At 65.6% G+C, this 18,703-nt stretch carries 13 protein-coding genes and 1 pseudogene; 7 read left to right on the top strand and 7 right to left on the bottom strand.

Annotated features, from left to right (window positions below; all coding sequences use genetic code 11):
- Nucleotide 1: 1 nt before the first annotated feature.
- The 3 genes and pseudogenes from secD to BMY25_RS04375 all read left to right on the top strand — a co-directional run bounded on the left by secD (nt 2) and on the right by BMY25_RS04375 (nt 3,843).
- Nucleotides 2-2,578 (top strand): annotated as a pseudogene (gene secD / locus BMY25_RS21420) (protein translocase subunit SecD).
- Nucleotides 2,575-2,982 (top strand): Mth938-like domain-containing protein, encoded by a 408-nt coding sequence (locus BMY25_RS04380; RefSeq protein WP_092495392.1) that lies wholly within the window; start codon nt 2,575-2,577, stop codon nt 2,980-2,982. The pseudogene secD and the gene BMY25_RS04380 overlap by 4 nt, the downstream one beginning before the upstream one ends.
- A gap of 9 nt (nt 2,983-2,991) precedes the next feature.
- Nucleotides 2,992-3,843, top strand: a complete 852-nt coding sequence (locus BMY25_RS04375; protein WP_092495391.1) for a phytoene/squalene synthase family protein — start codon at nt 2,992-2,994, stop codon at nt 3,841-3,843.
- Nucleotides 3,844-3,852: 9 nt separating this feature from the next.
- Here the strand turns inward: BMY25_RS04375 and trmFO are convergent, their stop codons facing one another.
- From trmFO to uvrA, 4 genes are all read right to left on the bottom strand, one after another.
- Complete coding sequence (gene trmFO / locus BMY25_RS04370) at nt 3,853-5,277, bottom strand: methylenetetrahydrofolate--tRNA-(uracil(54)-C(5))-methyltransferase (FADH(2)-oxidizing) TrmFO (RefSeq protein ID WP_092495390.1); 1,425 nt, start codon at nt 5,275-5,277, stop codon at nt 3,853-3,855.
- Nucleotides 5,278-5,394: 117 nt separating this feature from the next.
- Nucleotides 5,395-5,958, bottom strand: a complete 564-nt coding sequence (locus BMY25_RS04365) for a DJ-1/PfpI/YhbO family deglycase/protease (protein WP_092495389.1) — start codon at nt 5,956-5,958, stop codon at nt 5,395-5,397.
- Between the two features lie 193 nt (nt 5,959-6,151).
- On the bottom strand, nt 6,152-6,313 hold the full coding sequence (locus BMY25_RS04360) for a YjiS-like domain-containing protein (RefSeq protein WP_238858155.1): 162 nt from the start codon (nt 6,311-6,313) through the stop codon (nt 6,152-6,154).
- Nucleotides 6,314-6,498: 185 nt separating this feature from the next.
- A complete protein-coding gene (gene uvrA / locus BMY25_RS04355; protein ID WP_092495387.1) occupies nt 6,499-9,396 on the bottom strand; it encodes an excinuclease ABC subunit UvrA in 2,898 nt (965 codons plus the stop codon).
- 277 nt (nt 9,397-9,673) lie between these two features.
- On the opposite strand from uvrA, the gene ssb reads away from it, so the two are divergent.
- Complete coding sequence (gene ssb, locus BMY25_RS04350) at nt 9,674-10,255, top strand: single-stranded DNA-binding protein (RefSeq protein ID WP_092495386.1); 582 nt, start codon at nt 9,674-9,676, stop codon at nt 10,253-10,255.
- A gap of 26 nt (nt 10,256-10,281) precedes the next feature.
- On the opposite strand, the gene BMY25_RS04345 is transcribed toward ssb, so the two are convergent.
- A complete protein-coding gene (locus tag BMY25_RS04345; RefSeq protein WP_092495385.1) occupies nt 10,282-11,250 on the bottom strand; it encodes a cation diffusion facilitator family transporter in 969 nt (322 codons plus the stop codon).
- Nucleotides 11,251-11,306: 56 nt separating this feature from the next.
- Nucleotides 11,307-11,930: a MarC family protein gene (locus BMY25_RS04340; protein WP_238858154.1), complete on the bottom strand. Its 624-nt coding sequence runs from the start codon at nt 11,928-11,930 to the stop codon at nt 11,307-11,309.
- A 268-nt stretch (nt 11,931-12,198) separates the two neighbouring features.
- Between BMY25_RS04340 and gyrA the strand changes: the two genes are divergently transcribed.
- On the top strand, nt 12,199-14,994 hold the full coding sequence (gyrA, locus tag BMY25_RS04335) for a DNA gyrase subunit A (protein WP_092495614.1): 2,796 nt from the start codon (nt 12,199-12,201) through the stop codon (nt 14,992-14,994).
- An 81-nt stretch (nt 14,995-15,075) separates the two neighbouring features.
- Here gyrA and mgtE read toward each other — a convergent pair whose 3' ends face one another.
- Nucleotides 15,076-16,449 (bottom strand): magnesium transporter, encoded by a 1,374-nt coding sequence (gene mgtE / locus BMY25_RS04330; RefSeq protein ID WP_092495383.1) that lies wholly within the window; start codon nt 16,447-16,449, stop codon nt 15,076-15,078.
- Nucleotides 16,450-16,748: 299 nt separating this feature from the next.
- Between mgtE and BMY25_RS04325 the strand changes: the two genes are divergently transcribed.
- Nucleotides 16,749-17,651, top strand: coding sequence for an EamA family transporter (locus BMY25_RS04325; RefSeq protein ID WP_092495382.1), 903 nt, complete (start codon nt 16,749-16,751; stop codon nt 17,649-17,651).
- Nucleotides 17,652-17,665: 14 nt separating this feature from the next.
- Nucleotides 17,666-18,631 (top strand): nucleoside hydrolase, encoded by a 966-nt coding sequence (locus BMY25_RS04320; protein ID WP_092495613.1) that lies wholly within the window; start codon nt 17,666-17,668, stop codon nt 18,629-18,631.
- The last annotated feature ends 72 nt before the right edge of the window (nt 18,632-18,703 follow it).

Raw genomic sequence — 18,703 nt, 5'->3', positions numbered from 1 at the left:
GATGCTTTACTTCGCCCGGTGGAAGATCACCCTTATCGTCCTTGTCATTCTCGCCGGCATCGTGGTGCTCATCCCGAGCGCCTTTACCCGGGAGCAGGTCGCGAACTGGCCGTCCTTCCTGCCGAAGAAGCAGATGGTTCTGGGCCTCGACCTGCGTGGCGGCGCCCATCTTCTCTTGCAGGTGCAGCGCTCCAGCCTGATTCGTGACCGGCTGCAGACGCTGACCGACGACGTCCGGCAGAAGCTCCGCGACGAGCATATCGGCTATCAGAACCTTTCCTCGCGCGGGCAGGCGGTGCAGTTCACGCTGCGCGACCCTGCTGACGCGGAGAAGGTGATGACGGCGCTCAAGCCGCTCGCCGCGCCGATCCAGTCAGGCATGCTGTCCGGCGGCACGCTTTCCGAGGTCTCGCTCAGCCAGAACAACGGGCAGATTTCCGCCAATCTGACGGATGACGGCATCGATCATCGCGTTCGCTCCGCCGTCGATCAGAGCCTTGGCGTGCTCGGCCGCCGCATCAACGCCCTCGGCACCGTGGAGCCGAGCATCCAGCGCGAAGGCTCCGATCGCATCATGATCGAGGTGCCGGGCCTGCAGGATACGGCGCGGCTCAAGGAAGTGCTCGGCCAGACCGCCAAGATGACCTTCCATCTGGAATGTGCCGACGGTTCGCTGCAGCAGGCGCTGCAATCGCGTCCGCCCGCGGGCTGCGAGATCGCGCAACCGGCCGAGGCGAACGAGCAGCCGGTTCTGATCAACTCGCATGTGGAGCTTTCCGGCGACGATCTCGTCGACGCTCAGCCGACCTTCGATTCGCAGAGCAACCAGCCGATCGTTTCCTTCCGCTTCAATTCCCGTGGTGCCAGCATCTTCGGCCGTCTGACGCAGGAGAATGTCGGCAAGCGCTTCGCCGTGATCCTCGACAACAAGGTGATCACCGCACCGGTCATCCGGGGCGCCATCGTGGGCGGCTCCGGCCAGATCGAGGGCAACTTCACCGTGGAAAGCGCGCAGAACCTTGCGGTCCTGCTTCGCGCCGGCGCGCTTCCCGCGAACTTCGACGTGGTCGAGGAACGCACCGTCGGCCCGAGCCTGGGGCAGGATTCCATCCGCGCCGGCCAGATCGCCGGTATCATCGGCCTCGTCGCCGTGGCGATCTTCATGGTGGCTCTCTACGGCATTCTCGGTGTCTTCGCCGATATCGCGCTCCTGGTGAACGTCATCCTGATCATGGGCATTCTCGTCCTGCTGCAGGCGACGCTGACGCTGCCGGGCATCGCGGGCATCGTGCTGACCATGGGCATGGCGGTGGACGCCAACGTGCTGATCTACGAGCGCATGCGGGAAGAGCAGAAGCTCGGCCGCTCCGCGATCTCCGCGATCGAGGCCGGTTTCAGCCGAGCCTTCGCGACGATCATCGACGCGCATATCACGGCCCTGATCGCCGCCTTCGCGCTCTTCGCGCTCGGTTCGGGTCCCATCCGTGGTTTTGCCGTGACGCTCGCCGTCGGCATCTTCACCACGCTCTTCACTGCCATTCTCGTCACCCGTCTGATCGTTTCGATCTGGGTGCGTTCGCGCCGACCCAAGGTCGTGCCGATCTGATCGGGGTCTGAGACAATGCCTTTCAGAATCATTCCTGACGGGACGCGCTTCCCGTTCATGCGCTTCGCGAAGATCGGGTTGCCGGTCTCGCTCGTCCTGATGGTCGCTTCATTGGTCCTGCTTTTCACGGTGGGTCTGAACGAGGGTATCGACTTCAAGGGCGGCACCGTCATCGAGGTGCAGAGCAAGGCGCCGACCGCCGATCTCGCCGACATTCGCTCCAAGGTCGATTCGCTCGGGCTGGGCGCGGTCGAGGTGCAGGGCTTCGGCACGCCGAACGACGTGCTTCTCCGCGTCTCCGCCCAGTCCGGGGCGGAAGGCGCGCAGGAGCAGGCGGTGCAGAAGATCCGCTCGGTTCTGGGCGCGGATCAGTACACGTTCCGCCGGGTCGAGGTGGTGGGTCCGCGCGTTTCCGGCGAACTCGCTTATTCCGGCACCATGTCGGTCGTGCTCACCATCGTCGGGATCATGGCCTATATCTGGATCCGCTTCGAATGGCAGTTCGCGCTGGGCGCGGTGGCCTCTCTGGTGCACGACGTCATCCTGACGATCGGCTTCTTCGCGGTGTCCCGGGTCGAGTTCAACCTGACCAGTATCGCGGCAATCCTCACGATCGTCGGATACTCGCTGAACGACACGGTCGTCGTGTTCGACCGCGTGCGCGAGGTGCTGCGCCGCTACAAGTCACTGTCGATTTCCGAAGTGATCGACCAGTCCACCAACCAGACGCTGGCACGCACGATCCTGACCTCGGTCACGACTCTGATCGCGCTGCTCGCGCTGTTCTTCTTCGGCGGCGAGGTTATCCGGTCATTCACCGCAGCGATGATTTTCGGCGTTCTGATCGGCACTTACTCGTCGATCTTCATCGCTTCGCCGACGCTGATCTTCTTCCACGTGCGGCCGAAGCCGGACAAGCCGGCTACCGACAAGCAGGCGTCCGCCAAGCCGAAGACGGGCGTCCCGGCATGAGCGACCGTCCCGGCGGCATTTCGATCCAGCCGGCCCGATTTCCGGGCCGTGCTCCCATCGACGCCTACGGGAACAGCGGTTTCCGCTTCGCGGACATGTCGCATCGGGGCTCGATCCTTCTGCTCCCGAGCGGGATTGAGTCGTGGGGTGCCGAGACGGCCTCCGGCATCGACCGGTTCTCGGTGGGGCGGTTGATCCAGGAAGCCGCCGATATCGAGATCCTGTTGATCGGGACGGGCGCGGCTCATGTGCCGCTCACTCGGGAGGTCGAAGCGGCGCTCGATGCCGCCGGCCTGCATCCGGACATCATGAACACCGGTGCTGCCGTTCGCACCTACAACGTGCTTCTGGCGGAGCAGCGGGCCGTCGCGGCGGCTCTGATCGCCGTCGAGAACGTGCGCTGACGGTCTGAGATGGCCGAGCCCGCAATCCAGGTTCCGGATTACAACGTCGGGCTCGTGCGGAACGGCGACAGGCCGCGTTATTACTCCACTCTGTTCGCTCCGGCGGAGAAGCGGGAAGCGCTGACCGCGCTCTACGCCTTCGCCGTCGAGATCGCCGACATCCCGGACCGGGTGACCAATCCGACGCTGGGTGAAATTCGCCTGCAATGGTGGCGGCAGGCCCTGGAGCAGCCAGATGCCGGAGCGGGGGAAAGCTCCCCAGTCATCACGGCTCTGCGCCCGGCCATCGCCGAATACCTGCTTCCCGTCCCGGCGTTCGTCGCCCTGATCGAAGCACGATCCGGCGACCTTTATTCCGACCCACCGGTCACGCCCTCCGATCTGGAAGGGCAGCTGGGCGAGATGGAATCGTCGCTGTTCCAGCTCGCTTCGTTGATCCTCGGCGCCAAGGGGCCCGAGATCGCCGATGCATCCGGCCATGCCGGGGTGGCCTATGGGCTGGCGCGCAGACTTGCCGGTTTCGCCCACCATCGCGCCAGGGGACGGGTGGTGCTGCCGGCCGAGATTCTCCGGGCTCACGGAATGGAGCCGGCGGAGGTGCTGGCTGTCCCGTTCTCGCCGGCACTGCAGGCGTCTGTCCAGGACGCGGTGGCGCTGGCGCGTGAGCATCTGGAAAAGGCGAGAGCGGCCGGCGTGCCCAGGAGCCTGCGGTCCGCATTCCTGCCGCTGGTTGCGGTGGAGCCGCTGCTCGCCGCCGTGGAACGCCTGGGTCCACGGATCGGCGGCGAGACCGTCTCGGTAGCGGATGCACGAATTCTCAGCCGGATGGCGGCTGCGGCCTACGGGTTCCGCAGGCTCTGAAAGGCCGCCTCAGGCGGCCTGCTGTTCGGGGCTGTCACGAAGCCAGCCCTCGAAGTCGGCAAGCGCGCGGTGCGCCATCAGCTTCTTGCGTGCGACCGCCTTCTCCGACCCGCGCAGGCGCTTGCCGTCAGGCCCCTTCACCGCTTCGTCGATCGGCGGGAACAGCCCGAAATTCACGTTCATCGGCTGGAACGAGGAGGGACCGCTGCCGCCTTCCACGAGATGCCCGCCGGTGATGTGGGCAAGCAACGCGCCGTGGGCGCTGGTCGCGGGCGGCCGACGGATCTCCTCGCCGCGCAACTCGGCAGCGGCGAAGCGTGCGGCCATCAGGCCGACGGACGCCGATTCCACATAGCCTTCGCAGCCCGTGATCTGGCCGGCGAACCGGATATGCGGGGCCGCCTTCAGTCGAAGAGTGCCGTCGAGTACCACTGGCGAGTTCAGGAAGGTGTTGCGGTGCATGCCGCCGAGGCGGGCGAACTCCGCGTTCTGAAGCCCCGGGATCGTCCGGAGAACGCGAACCTGGTCGCCGTACTTCATCTTTGTCTGGAAGCCGACGAGGTTATAAAGCGTCCCCAGCGCGTTGTCCTGCCGGAGCTGCACGACGGCATAGGCCTTTTCCTCCGGCTTGTGCGCGTTGGTGAGGCCCATCGGCTTCATCGGTCCGTGGCGCAGGGTTTCCACGCCGCGCGATGCCATTACCTCGACGGGCAGACAGCCGTCGAAATAGGGGGTGTTCTTTTCCCACTCGCGGAAGTCGAGGGTTTCGGCCGAGAGGAGGGCGGCAACGAAAGCCTCATACTCTTCCCGGTTCATCGGGCAGTTCAGGTAGTCCTTGCCGTTGCCGCCCGGTCCCACCTTGTCGTAGCGCGACTGGAACCAGGCGACCTCCATGTCCACCGACTCGCGATAGACGATCGGCGCGATGGCGTCGAAGAAGGCGAGGCGTTCCTCACCGGTAATGTCCTGCACGGCGCCGGCCAGAGCGGGCGAAGTCAGCGGCCCAGTCGCGATGATCGTGCTGCCCCATTCCGCAGGCGGCAGGCCTACGACCTCGCCTTCCTCAACGGTAACGAGCGGGTGCTGGCGCAGCGTGTCCGTCACCGCCTGCGAAAAGCCGCCGCGGTCCACGGCCAGCGCGCTGCCGGCTGGCACCTGATGACGGTCGGCCGTCGCGATGATAAGCGAACCCGCTCGCCGCATCTCCGCGTGAAGGACCCCTACGGCATTGCCCTCCGCATCGTCGGAGCGGAAGGAGTTCGAGCAGACGAGTTCTGCGAAGTCGCCGGTGTGGTGCGCGGCCGTATTGGTTGCCGGCCGCATCTCGTGAAGGATCACGGGGATGCCCTGCTGGACGAGTTGCCAGGAGGCCTCGCTGCCGGCAAGGCCGGCGCCGATGACGTGGACGGGCGGAATGGAGGAGGATGCGCTCATTCCGGACATATGGCTGATAGGACGGGCCGACCGCAAGGTGAGGCATCGCGCGATCGCGCAAAGAAAAAGGCGACGCCTGCAAGCGCCGCCCTGTCTCGAACTCTCAATGCCGAATCGTTACGCGGCTTTGCGCTGCGTATGCCGGCCTTCGTTGATCTCCTCGACGATCTTGGCGCAGAACTGGTCGAGGTCGCCGGGGTTCCGGCTGGTGATGATGCCTTCGTCGGTGATCACCGCCTCGTCATGAACGATGCCACCGGCATTGCGGAGATCCGTCAGGATGGATTTGTAGCCGGTGACATTGCGCCCCTTTACGAGCCCGGTTTGGATCAGCAGCCACGGAGCGTGGCAAATCGCGGCGATCACCTTCTTCTGGTCAAAGAACGCGGTGATCAGCGCCAGCGCTTCCTTGTTGACGCGGAGGATATCGGGATTGATCTGGCCGCCGGGCAGGACCAGCGCGTCGTAATCGCCGGCGGAGACATCGGAGAGGGCGCGATCGACCCTGACCTTGTTGCCCCAATCTTTCTCGTCCCAGCCGCGGATCTCGCCGCTTTCCGGCGAGACGACATCGACCTGCGCGCCGGCTTCCCTAAGCTTGGTCTGCGGCACCTCGAGCTCGGCCTGCTCGAAGCCGTTCGTCGCGAGGATCGCGATGCGCTTTCCGTTCAGGTTTGCCATGATTGATCTCCTGGTTGCCCGCCGTCTCTTGTGGAGAGTTAACGGCCGCTTGCAGAGCCGGTTCCCGGAAGAGCCTTCAGGGGCGCGGCGGGGCGGGCAGGGAGATCACGAGCGGCGGGAGACGCCGGAAACAGAAAGGCCGGCGACGCTGAACGTCACCGGCCTTGCGTAAGCTGGGTGGAGGAGCCGCAGCTTAGAGACGCGAAGCTTCGCGAGCCAGGCGCTGGATGTCGTTGCGGCGGATGCCCAGGTCCTGCAGATCGCGGGGGGTGAGGGTCTCCAGCTCCCGGACGGTGGTCCGGTAACGCCGCCAGCGGCGGTAGTTCTCGTAGACGTTGTTCATGGGGCGGGCCATTGTCGTGTTCCGGCGCTGTCTTGAATTCGATGAGCGATATATACTCTCGCCCGCAGGTATTGTGCAGTGCAGCGGAATGCATGGCTGGTCTTCGGGACTCGCATTTCAGGTTAAGCGAGTCTTACCTGAACGGGCCTGAACGGGCCCGAACGGGCCGGTCCGATGATTCGGGCCGGCTCCGGGCGCTACTCGGCCGCCTGCGAGTGACGCGTCTGGGGCTGCTGCGGTCGCCGGGTCAGCAACTCGGCCAGGAACGTGCCCGTATGCGAGCGCTTCACCTTCACGATCTCTTCGGGCGTTCCCGCCGCCACGACCTCGCCGCCGCCGTCGCCGCCCTCCGGGCCGATATCGATGACCCAGTCCGCGGTCTTGATGACTTCGAGATTGTGCTCGATCACCGCGACCGTGTTGCCCTGGTCCACCAGTTCGTGAAGAACTTCGAGGAGCTTCGCCACATCGTGGAAGTGCAGGCCGGTCGTCGGCTCGTCCAGGATATAGAGCGTGCGCCCGGTTGAACGGCGCGACAGTTCCTTGGCGAGCTTGACGCGCTGCGCCTCGCCGCCGGACAGCGTCGTCGCCTGCTGGCCGACCTTGATATAGCCGAGGCCGACCCGCGCCAGCGTCGCCATCTTGTCCCGCACGGCCGGCACGGCGGCGAAGAACTCGGCGCCTTCGTCTACGGTCATGTCGAGCACGTCGGCGATCGACTTGCCCTTGAACTGCACTTCCAGCGTTTCGCGATTGTAGCGCTTGCCCTTGCAGACGTCGCAGGTGACATAGACGTCGGGCAGAAAGTGCATCTCGATCTTGATGACGCCGTCGCCCTGGCAGGCCTCGCAACGGCCGCCCTTGACGTTGAAGGAGAAGCGGCCGGGCTGATAGCCGCGAATCTTCGCCTCCGGCAGGCCGGCAAACCATTCGCGGATCGGCGTGAAGGCGCCGGTATAGGTGGCGGGATTGGAGCGCGGGGTGCGGCCGATCGGCGACTGGTCGATGTCGATCACCTTGTCCAGGTGCTCCAGCCCGGTCAGGCTGTCATGCGGGGCCGGATGCTCGCGCGCGCCGTTCAGCCGCTTCGCGACCGCCTTGTAGATCGTGTCCAGCAGCAGCGTGGACTTGCCGCCACCTGAAACGCCCGTGACGCAGGTGAAGGTGCCGAGCGGGATCGAAGCGCTGACATTCTTCAGATTGTTGGCGCGCGCGCCGGTGACGGCGAGTTCGCGACCCTTCTGGACAAGGCGCCGCTCCGCCGGGATCTCCACGGCAAGGTCGCCGGTGAGGTAGCGGCCGGTCAGCGAGCGCTTGTTGGCCTTGATCTCGTCCGGCGTACCTTCCGCGATGATCTCGCCGCCATGCACGCCCGCCCCGGGACCGACATCGACGACATAGTCGGCGAGCAGGATCGCGTCCTCGTCATGCTCCACGACAATGACGGTGTTGCCGAGATCGCGCAGGTGCTTCAGCGTTTCCAGAAGCCGCGCATTGTCGCGCTGGTGCAAGCCGATCGACGGCTCGTCCAGCACATAGAGCACGCCGGTCAGACCCGACCCGATCTGCGACGCCAGCCGGATACGCTGGCTTTCGCCGCCGGACAGCGTGCCGGAGGAGCGGGAGAGGGTGAGGTAATCGAGGCCCACGTCGTTCAGGAAGCGCAGGCGCTCGCGGATCTCCTTGAGGATGCGATAGGCGATACCGGTCTGCTTTTCCGTGAGCTTCGCCGGCAGTTCCTCAAACCAGCTCTCCGCCTCGCGGATCGACATGGCGGTGATCTGGCCGATATGCATGGCGGCGATCTTCACCGCCAGCGCTTCCGGCTTGAGCCGATAGCCGCTGCACGTGGGGCAGGGCGCGGCGGAGAAGTAGCGCTCGATCTCCTCGCGGATCATCTCCGAATCCGTTTCCTTCCAGCGCCGGTCGAGGTTCGGGATCACGCCCTCGAACGTCTTGTGGGTCTGGTAGGAGCGCAGCCCGTCATCATAGGTGAAGACGATCTTTTCCCGGCCGGTGCCGTATAGGATGGCCTTGTGGACCTCCTTGGAAAGCTCGCTCCAGCTGTCGGTGACCTTGAAGTCGTAATGATCGGCAAGCGCCTGCAGCGTCTGCAGGTAGTAGGGCGAGCTCGACTTGGACCAGGGCAGGATGGCGCCGTCGCGAAGCGTCATCGCCGTGTCCGGCACGACGAGGTCGGGGTCGATGGTGCGCTGCGTGCCCAGACCGTCGCAGACCGGGCAGGCGCCGAAGGGATTGTTGAAGGAGAAGAGCCGCGGCTCGATCTCGGCGATGGTGAAGCCGGAAACCGGGCAGGCGAACTTCTCGGAGAAGACCACGCGGCGCGGCTCCTCGCCCTCCGCCGGCGCGTCGGCGAACTCCGCGATGGCGATGCCGTCGGCCATGCCGAGCGCCGTTTCCAGCGAATCCGCCAGGCGCGAGCCGATATCCGGCCGCACGACGATGCGGTCGATCACGAGGTCGATATCGTGCTTCAGCTTCTTGTCGAGTGTCGGCGCTTCGGAGATTTCGTAGAATTCGCCGTCGATCCTGGCGCGCTGGAAGCCCTTCTTCATGAACTCCGCGAGGTCCTTGCGGTACTCGCCCTTGCGGCCCCGCACGACGGGCGCCAGCAGGTAGAGGCGCGTTCCTTCCGGCAGTTCCAGCACCCGGTCGACCATCTGGCTGACGGTCTGACTCTCGATCGGCAGGCCCGTCACCGGGGAATAGGGAACGCCCACGCGCGCGAAGAGCAGGCGCATGTAGTCGTAGATTTCCGTGACCGTGCCGACGGTGGAGCGCGGGTTCTTCGACGTCGTCTTCTGCTCGATGGAGATCGCCGGGGACAGGCCGTCGATCTGGTCGACGTCCGGCTTCTGCATCATCTCGAGGAACTGGCGCGCATAGGCGGAGAGCGACTCCACGTAGCGGCGCTGGCCTTCCGCGTAGATCGTGTCGAAAGCGAGCGACGACTTGCCCGAGCCGGAGAGGCCCGTCATCACGATAAGCTTGTCGCGCGGCAGGTCGACATCGACATTCTTCAGATTATGCTCGCGCGCGCCGCGAACCGAGATCGTCTTGTGCGGATCAGTCATGCTCGTCCTGGATCAACCGGCGACCTTCGCTCGCGCCAAGGCCACCTCTTCAGCCTTATCTAGTTCCGACAGGCCATCGGACCAATGCCCACGCGACCATCAATGCACTTGCTTGACGGTGAGTCTTCATATCAGTAGAACAGAGAGAGAACAAGCGGCCTGCGCCCCTCGCGTGTCCGACTCCTGCGTAGCGGGTCAGCTGTGAACTCCGCGAATCGAAAGCTGCGGTCGCGGCCGGTTTGGGGCATGGTGCCGGCATCAGTTTCAGGAGGCCGCCATGGCGGGAAGCGTTAACAAGGTGATCCTGGTCGGAAATCTCGGCCAGGATCCGGAAGTCCGTCGCACGCAGGACGGTCGCCCCATCGTCAATCTGAGGCTCGCGACGTCGGAAAGCTGGCGCGACCGCAATTCCGGCGAGCGCAAGGAAAAGACCGAGTGGCACCGCGTGGTGATCTTCAACGAAGGTCTCTGCAAGGTCGCCGAGCAATATCTGCGCAAGGGTTCCACGGTCTATATCGAGGGGCAGCTGCAGACCCGCTCCTATGAGAAGGAAGGGCAGACGCACTATTCCACCGAGATCGTGCTTCAGGGCTTCAACTCGACCCTGACGATGCTCGGCGGCCGTGGCGGCGGTGGGGGCGAAATGGAGGATCGCGGCGGTCGCGGCTCCGATTTCGGCAGCTCCAGCCCGATGGAGCGGGGTGGTTATTCCGGCGGCTACGGCGGGGGCGGTGCGGGCTCCGGTGGCGGCGGTGGTTATGGCGGCGGCTCCGGCGGCGGAGCCGGTGCGGGCGGCGCCGGTGGCAAGGGCGGTGGCAAGCCGGCCTTCGACGACATGGACGACGAAATCCCGTTCTAGTCCGGGTTCGGCGACAGGGGGCTGCCTCAGGCCGAGGCGGTCCCTTGTTCTTTCTGACGAGCCCATTGCTCGAAGCGCTCGTGATCCTTTCGGGATTGCGCTTCGATGAACACCCGTCCGATCTGCGGAAAGCGAAGACGCAGCGCTTCCTCCGTGGTCGCGATGATCCGCTCCACGTCGGCCGCCGAAAGCGTGTCGCGGAAGTCGGCGGAGACGGCGAGCAGGATGTTGTCCGGCCCGAGCTGCAGCGAGCGCACCTCGTTGATCTCCTCGATGCCGTCCTGGCTGCCGACGATTTCCCGAATGACGCCGACGACTTCCGGCAGCGCCGCCTCGCCGGTCAGCAGGCCCTTGATCTCGACCGCCAGCAGGATCGCCGTCATGGCGAGCACGACCGCGATGACGATGGAGGCGACCGGGTCGGCCCACTCCCAGCCCAGCCAGTGCGCGCAGGCGATGCCGACAAAGGCGACGACGAGGCCGAGCAGGGCGGCGCTGTCCTCGAAGAAGGTGGTGAAGACGCTCGGGTCCTTGGAGCGCTTCACGGTCGCCAGGAAGCTTTCCTTGCCGCGCTTGGCGTTCAGTTCGCGCACGGCGACCGTCCAGGAAAATCCCTCGAAGAAGAACGAGACCACCAGGACGATCATGTTGAGGTAGGTGTTCTCGATCGGCTGCGGGTTCTGCAGCCGATGGACGCCTTGGTAGAACGAGACGCCCGCGCCCACGCCGAAGATCATGATCGCGACGAGGAACGACCAGAAATAGATTTCCGCGCTGTAGCCGAAGGGGTGGCTGCGATCGGGCGGACGCTTCGCGCGCCAGGTGCCGAAGAGCAGCAGCCCCTGGTTGCCGGTGTCGATGACGGAATGGATGCCTTCCGACAGCATGGCCGACGATCCCGTAAACAGCGCCGCCCCGAACTTCACCACGGCAATCGCCAGATTGCCGCTCAGTGCCGCATAGATAACCTTGTTAGAGCCGCCTGCCGCCGCCATGGTCCCCGCCTGTCGCTTCGCGGGATTGAATGTAAGCTCGCCGGGAACGTTCCCGATCAGGTCCGGGTGAAGAGCCTGACGAAGCCCATGACGCCGTCCGCGACGAACTGCACGGCGAGCGCCGCGAGGATCAGGCCGAGAAGGCGCGTGACCACGATCCGGCCCGTGGAGCCGAGGAAGCGGTCCACCTGCGGGGAGACCAGCAGCACCGCGCCGGTGATGACGATGGCGACCGCCAGGATCAGGATCAGCTCCACCCGCTGCACCGGCTGGGCATAGGTGCCGGCAAGCAGGATGGTGGCGGAGATGGCGCCGGGCCCGGCGATCAGCGGGATGGCCAGCGGGAACACGGCAAGGCTGCGCACCCGGTCGACGTTGCTGGCGCTCTTCTCGTGCCGTTCCTGCCGCCGCTCGAAGATCATCTCGAAGGCTATGGTGAAGAGCAGGAGCCCACCGGCGATGCGGAAGGCGTGGATGGTGATCCCGAAGAACTCCAGGAACGCGGTGCCCGCCAGCGCGAAGACCACGAGGATGCAGAAAGCGGTGATGGAGCCGCGCAGCGTCACCTGCAATTGCTCGCTGCGGCTCATCCCGGCGGTCAGCGCGACGAAGAGCGGCGCAAGTCCCGCCGGATCGATGGTCACGAACAAAGTCACCAGCGATGAAATGGCATCATGCAATCCGGTTTCTCCCTTGCCGTCCGGCACCTGCGGCCGCGCGCGAAAACCCGCTTCAGGCCCGGCCTGTCTCATTGGATTCGGCCACCCGGCACCTTATCTCAGCGAAGGCGGCGGAGAATTGGATTCTCCGGTGCCGATGGGCTAAACTCGCCTCCACAACAGTTCAGAATTCGATTCCACATTGGCAGACGAAACAACGACGCCCCCGGCTGACAGGGGCCCGAACGGTCGCGACGGCGAAATCCGCACGATCTCCATCGTCGACGAGATGAAGCGCTCCTACGTCGATTACGCGATGAGCGTGATCGTCAGCCGCGCTCTCCCGGACGTTCGTGACGGGCTGAAGCCGGTCCATCGCCGCATTCTCCATGCGATGAACGAAGCCGGCTACGACTGGAACAAGGCCTACAAGAAGTCCTCGCGCGTCGTCGGCGACGTCATGGGTAAGTATCATCCCCATGGCGATTCCGCGATCTACGACGCGCTGGTGCGTCTGGCGCAGGACTTTTCCATGCGCCTGCCGCTCATCGACGGCCAGGGCAATTTCGGCTCGCTGGATGGCGATCCGGCCGCCGCGATGCGGTACACCGAGGTGCGGCTTGAAAAAGTCACGCACTCGCTGCTCGACGACATCGACAAGAACACGGTCGATTTTCGCTCCAACTACGACGATTCCAGCCAGGAACCGACGGTTCTCCCGGCGAGCTTTCCGAACCTCCTCGTCAATGGCGCGGGCGGCATCGCCGTCGGCATGGCGACCAACATCCCGCCCCACAATCTGGGCGAGGTGATCGATGCCACGATCGCGCTGATCGAGGAGCCGACGCTCGATACGATCGACCTGATGCAGTACGTGCCGGGCCCGGATTTTCCGACCGGCGGCCTGATCATGGGCCGGGCCGGCATTCGGGCGGCCTACGAGGGCGGCCGCGGTTCCGTGCTGATGCGCGGCAAGGTGCATTTCGAGACCAACCGGCGCGACCGCGAGATCATCGTCATCACCGAGGTTCCGTACCAGGTGAACAAGGCCTCGATGATCGAGAAGATGGCCGATCTAGTCCGCGAAAAGCGGATCGAAGGCATCTCCGATCTTCGTGACGAGTCGGACCGTGACGGCGTGCGCGTCGTCATCGAGCTGAAGCGCGACGCGGTTGCCGATGTGGTGCTGAACCAGCTCTACCGCTTCACGCCGCTGCAATCGAGCTTCGGCGTCAACATGGTTGCGCTGACCGGCGGCCGTCCGGAGCAGATGAACCTCAAGGACATCCTTGCCGCGTTCGTCGCCTTCCGCGAGGATGTCGTGAGCCGGCGGACCAAGTTCCTGCTCGGCAAGGCGCGCGACCGGGCCCACGTCCTCGTGGGTCTCGCGATCGCCGTCGCCAATATCGACGAAGTGATCCAGATGATCCGGACGTCGCCCGATCCGGCCACGGCGCGCGAGCGTCTGATGAGTCGCGACTGGCCGGCGAAGGATGTTGCCCCGCTGGTGGCGCTGATCGCCGATCCGCGTCACCTGATCACCGAAGAAGGCACATATCGCCTGTCGGAAGAGCAGGCCCGGGCGATCCTTGACTTGCGTCTGCAGCGCCTTACCGCGCTGGGCCGTGATGAAATCGGCGACGAGCTGCAGAAGCTCGCCGACGAAATCCGCGACTATCTCGAGATCCTCGCCTCGCGCGAGCGGATCATGTCGATCATCAAGGACGAGCTCCGCGCCATCCGCGAGGAGTTCAACACGCCGCGCCGGACCGAGATCGTGGAAGGCGGGGCGGACCTCGACGACGAGGATCTGATCCAGCGCGAGGACATGGTCGTCACCGTCAGCCACGCGGGCTACATCAAGCGCGTGGCGCTCTCGGAGTACCGGGCGCAGCGTCGCGGCGGCAAGGGCCGCGCCGGCATGGCGACGCGCGACGAGGATTTCGTCACCAAGCTCTTCGTCGCCAACACGCATACCGAGGTGCTGTTCTTCTCCTCGCGCGGCATGGCCTACAAGATGAAGGTGTGGCGTCTGCCGCTGGCCGCGCCGCAAGCGCGCGGCAAGGCGCTGGTCAACCTGCTGCCGCTGGAGAAGGACGAGCGCATCACCTCGATCCTGCCGCTGCCGGAGGCCGCCGCCGACAACGAGCGCGTGCATTTGATGTTCGCGACCACGGGCGGCACGGTGCGGCGCAACGCGCTGTCGGACTTCACCAACGTGAACCGTAACGGCAAGATCGCCATGAAGCTCTACGAGGGCGAGGCGATCGCCGGCGTGGAAACCTGCACGGCCGACGACGACGTGCTGATGACGACGGCCAACGGGCAGTGCATCCGCTTTGCCGTCACCGACGTGCGCGTCTTCAAGGGCCGCGATTCCACCGGCGTGCGCGGCATCTCGCTCGGCACGGACGACAAGATCATCTCGATGACCATCCTCCGTCATTTCGACGCGAGCCCAGACGAGCGGGCGGCCTATCTCCGCCTCAGCCGTGCCGTGCGCGGCGAGAACGAGGCCGAGGCGGAGCCCGTCGAGGCGGAGGCGGAAGCCGAGGAGGTCGCCGATGGCGAGCTCTCGCAGACCCGGTATGCCGAGATGAGCGCGTCCGAGCAGTTCGTTCTGACGCTCTCGGAAAACGGCTTCGGCAAGCGGACCTCGTCCTTCGAGTACCGGATCACCGGCCGTGGCGGTAAGGGCATCGTCGCGATGGTGGTGAACAGCCGGAACGGGCCGCTCGTCGCATCCTTCCCGGCGGAGCATACCGACCAGATCATGCTGGTCACCAATGGCGGCAAGGTCATCCGCGTGCCGGTCGACGGCATTCGCGTGGCCGGTCGCTCCACCCAGGGCGTCACGGTGCTGAACACGGCGCCGGGCGAGAAGGTCGTCTCGGTCGAGCACATCTCCGATCCCGGCGAGGAAGACGAGATGATCGAGGAGGCCGTGCAGGCGGCCGAGGCTCAGCCGCCGGTCGACGGTCCCGATATCGTCGGCGGCGTCCCGGACGTGGGCGGCGCGGGAGAGCAGGGGCCTGACAGCTCCGACGGTTCTCTCGGAGAACCGGACGAGCCTACCGAGGAATAGCAAAACGCCCGGCGCTGCCGGGCGTTTTCGTATTCAGGCCATCTTGCCGAGGAAGGCCCGCCTCGGCGGGCCTCGGGTCGTTCAGAGCAGCGTTCCCTGCAGGATCAGGATCGCGACGCTGAAATAGATGACGAGGCCGGTCACATCGACCAGCGTCGCCACGAAAGGCGCCGAGGCGCTGGCGGGATCGAAGCCGATCCGCTGCAGCAGGAACGGCAGCATCGAGCCCGACAGCGAGCCGAAGGTGACGATCCCGACCAGCGCCGCGCCCACCGTCGCCGCGATCAGCGGCCAGTGGACGCCATAATCGTAGAAGCCCAGCAACTGCCATGCCGTGATGCGCAGGACGCCGACGACGCCGAGGATGGCGCCGAGCGTCAGCCCCGTCGGCAGCTCGCGAAGCGCGACGCGCCACCAGTCGCCGAGGCGGATCTCGCGCAGCGCCAGCGCCCGGATCAGCAAGGACGTCGCCTGCGACCCGGAATTGCCGCCGGAACTCATGATCAGCGGGATGAAGAGCGTCAACACGATAGCCTTTTCAAGCTCCGTCTCGAAGTGCTGCATGGCGCTGGCCGTGAGCATCTCGCTGACGAAGAGGGCGCAGAGCCAGCCAGCGCGCTTCTTGATCATCTTGCCGAAGCCGATCTCCATGTAGGGCTCGTCGAGCGCCTCCATGCCGCCGAACTTCTGCACGTCCTCCGTGCTTTCCTCCAGGATCGCGTCGATGACGTCGTCGAAGGTGACGATGCCGAGCACGTAGCCCATCTCGTCCACGACGGGGACGGCGAGAAGATTGTACTTGGAAATCAGCCGCGCGACTTCCTCGCGGTCGGTGAAGGGGGAGACCGTGACGGGGCGGCTGCCGCGCGCGGCGGAAAGCACCGGCGCGTGCAGGTCGGCCGAGATCAGCCGGCGAAGGCCGACGGCCTGCACCAGCGTGCGTTTTTCCGGATCGAGCACGTAGATCGCGTAGACCGTCTCCCGCGTGCGCTCCACCTGGCGGATGTGGCGAAGCGTATGCTCCACGGACCAGGTGCTGGGCACGCTGACAAACTCGGTCGTCATGATGCTGCCGGCGCTGTGGGAGGGATAGGACAGCAGCTTCTTGAGCGACGCCGCCGTCTCCGGATCCAGCCGGGCGAGAAGGTTCGAGCGGGCGGGCTCTTCCAGCTCGCGGAACAGCGTTGCCGCGCGGTCGGCCGACATGCCGCTGAGAAGCGCCAGCACGCGTTCGGCCGGAAGTGCCGCGACGAATTCGGCCGAGAGATCGAGCTCCGGCTGGTCCATCACGTCGACGGCCTGCTCCAGCGGCAGCAGCGCGATGACCTCGGATGCGGTCTCCGGCTCCTGCTCGTTCAGGGCCTCGGCGATGTCCGCGACATGCTCGTGGGTGAGTTCGGCGGCGAGCGTCGCCGGATCGAGGTTGTCCTCGATCAAATCAAGCGTGTTTTCCACGGCTCAAATCCTCCGGTCAGCCGCCAGCGGCTGAGCGTGGAGAGCCGATCCTTCGATCAGACCACGACAGCCGGTGACGGCATGAACAATCGACTGTGACTGTCGCTAGACATGATGAAGTTGGGGTCCTGTGAGGGTGCCGGCGGACTGCGCGCAGAGCCAGCAAGCGCTTGATTGAACTTCTTTTCCCAGTGCGTCAAGCCGATGTTGCGCCGCCTCATGAAGGCGTGATGTGGTCGGTTGCCGCAAGTGGTTCCGGCCGCTAGCCTGCGCGCTTTCTGATCGGGACCCGGACGCTCTTGAAGCCGTTTCACATTGCACTGGCGGTGCTGATCGCCGCCCTTTGGGGCTTCAACTTCGTGGTCATACGGGTTGGGCTCGTCAGCTTCCCTCCGATCCTGATGGCGGCCCTTCGGTTCGTCATCGCCGCGCTGCCCGTGCTGGTCCTGCCGCGACCGGCGATTCCCTGGTCGCGCCTCGTCCTCACCAGCGCCACGCTCTTCATCGGGCAGTATGCGCTGCTGTTCTATGGCATGGCGCAGGGAATGCCCGCGGGCCTCGCTTCCACCGTCCTGCAGATCCAGGCCTTCCTCACCATGGCCTTCGCCGCCTTCCTTCTGCGGGAGAAGCCGACAGGGCGGCAGATCGTCGGCGCGGCGATCGCGCTCGCCGGGCTGACGCTTGTCGGTGCCAGCATCCATGGCGGGGCAACCGGATCGGCCGGTGCGGTGTCGGCTGTCGGGTTCGGGCTGACGCTCGCCGCGGCGGTGAGCTGGGCGATCGGCAACGTGATGCTGCGCGGCGCGGGCAAGGTCGACATGCTGGCGACGATCTGCTGGCTGAGCCTGATCCCGCCGCTGCCGCTTCTCGCGCTGTCGCTCGCTCTGGAAGGACCGGCCGCGTGGGCCGGCGCCTGGGCCGGTCTCGACTGGACCGGCATCGGGGCGGTGCTCTATATCGGGCTGATCTCGACGGTGGTGTGCTTCGCCATCTGGGGTCACCTCTTCAAGCTCTATCCCGCATCGACGGTCGCGCCGTTTTCTCTGCTGGTGCCGATCTTTGGCGCGCTGTCCGCCTCCCTTCTTCTCGGCGAGACGTTCGGCCCGCTGCGTCTGGCCGGCATGCTGCTGATCGTTGGCGGGCTGGCCGCGCTGTCGCTCCGCCTGCCGCGCTCCTGGCGTCGTTCTCCCGTCGCATCGTGATTTCCGGAAAGCCCATGCGCCCCATCATCGATACCGACACCGCCGGCGACGATTGCTTCTCGCTGCTGCTGGCGCTCCGCGATCCGGCGGTGAAGCTGGAGGCGATCACCATCTGCAACGGCAACGTCCAGTTCGAGCAGCAGGTGGAAAACGCGCTCTACACGGTGGAGGTCGCCGGTCGCGGCGGCACGGTGCCGGTCCATCCCGGCTGTCCGCGTCCGATGCTTCGCAAGCCGCTCGACGCCGCCTACGTCTTCGGCCGGGACGGCATGAGCGATGCGAACTTCCACAGGGCGCAGCAGCGGCCGGACGACAGGCACGCGATCGACGCCATCGTTGATCGCGTCATGGCAAATCCCGGCGAGATCACCATTCTGGCCCAGGCGCCGCTGACGAATATCGCCGCCGCCTACGTCAAGGAACCGCGCATCGCGGAGAACCTCCGGCATCTCTGGATCATGGGGGGCACGGACAACGCGCTGGGCAACGTCACGTCGGCGGCGGAGTTCAACTTCTATGTCGACCCGGAAGCGGCGAAGATCGTCCTGAATGCGGGATTTCGCACCTCGGTCGTCACCTGGACGGCGACGGTGCGCGATGCGGTGCTGAGCCCGGCGGACCTTTCCGAGATCGAGGCGATGGACACGCCGCTCTCCCGCTTCTTCACGCAGGTGAACCGCGCCTCGGTCGAGTTCAGCATGAAGACCGGCCGCCTGGCCGGCAGCGTCCAGCCGGATTCCGTCACCTGCGCTTGCATGCTGGACGAGAGCCTCGTCCTGGAAAGCGCCGACTGCGTGATCGATGTGGAAGTCGCCGGCGAGCTCACGCGCGGCTATTCCAGCGTCTCTCACGCGACTTTGCCCGACCAGGCGGAAGCCGATCCGGAACTGGGGCAGGCGAGGGGCGCCAACGCCCGCGTGGTGAAGCGGATCGACACGGCCGGCTACCGCGCCATGCTGATGAAGGCGCTGGCCAGCTGAAACATCCGGGTGCCGAAACCCAGCCCCGCACGGCTGCTCTTGCAGGGGCCGCGCGGAGCGGATATCCCGGTG

This window comes from Faunimonas pinastri (assembly GCF_900110915.1).
Taxonomy (GTDB): domain Bacteria; phylum Pseudomonadota; class Alphaproteobacteria; order Rhizobiales; family Afifellaceae; genus Faunimonas; species Faunimonas pinastri.
This window is presented reverse-complemented; position numbering and strand designations above follow the sequence as displayed.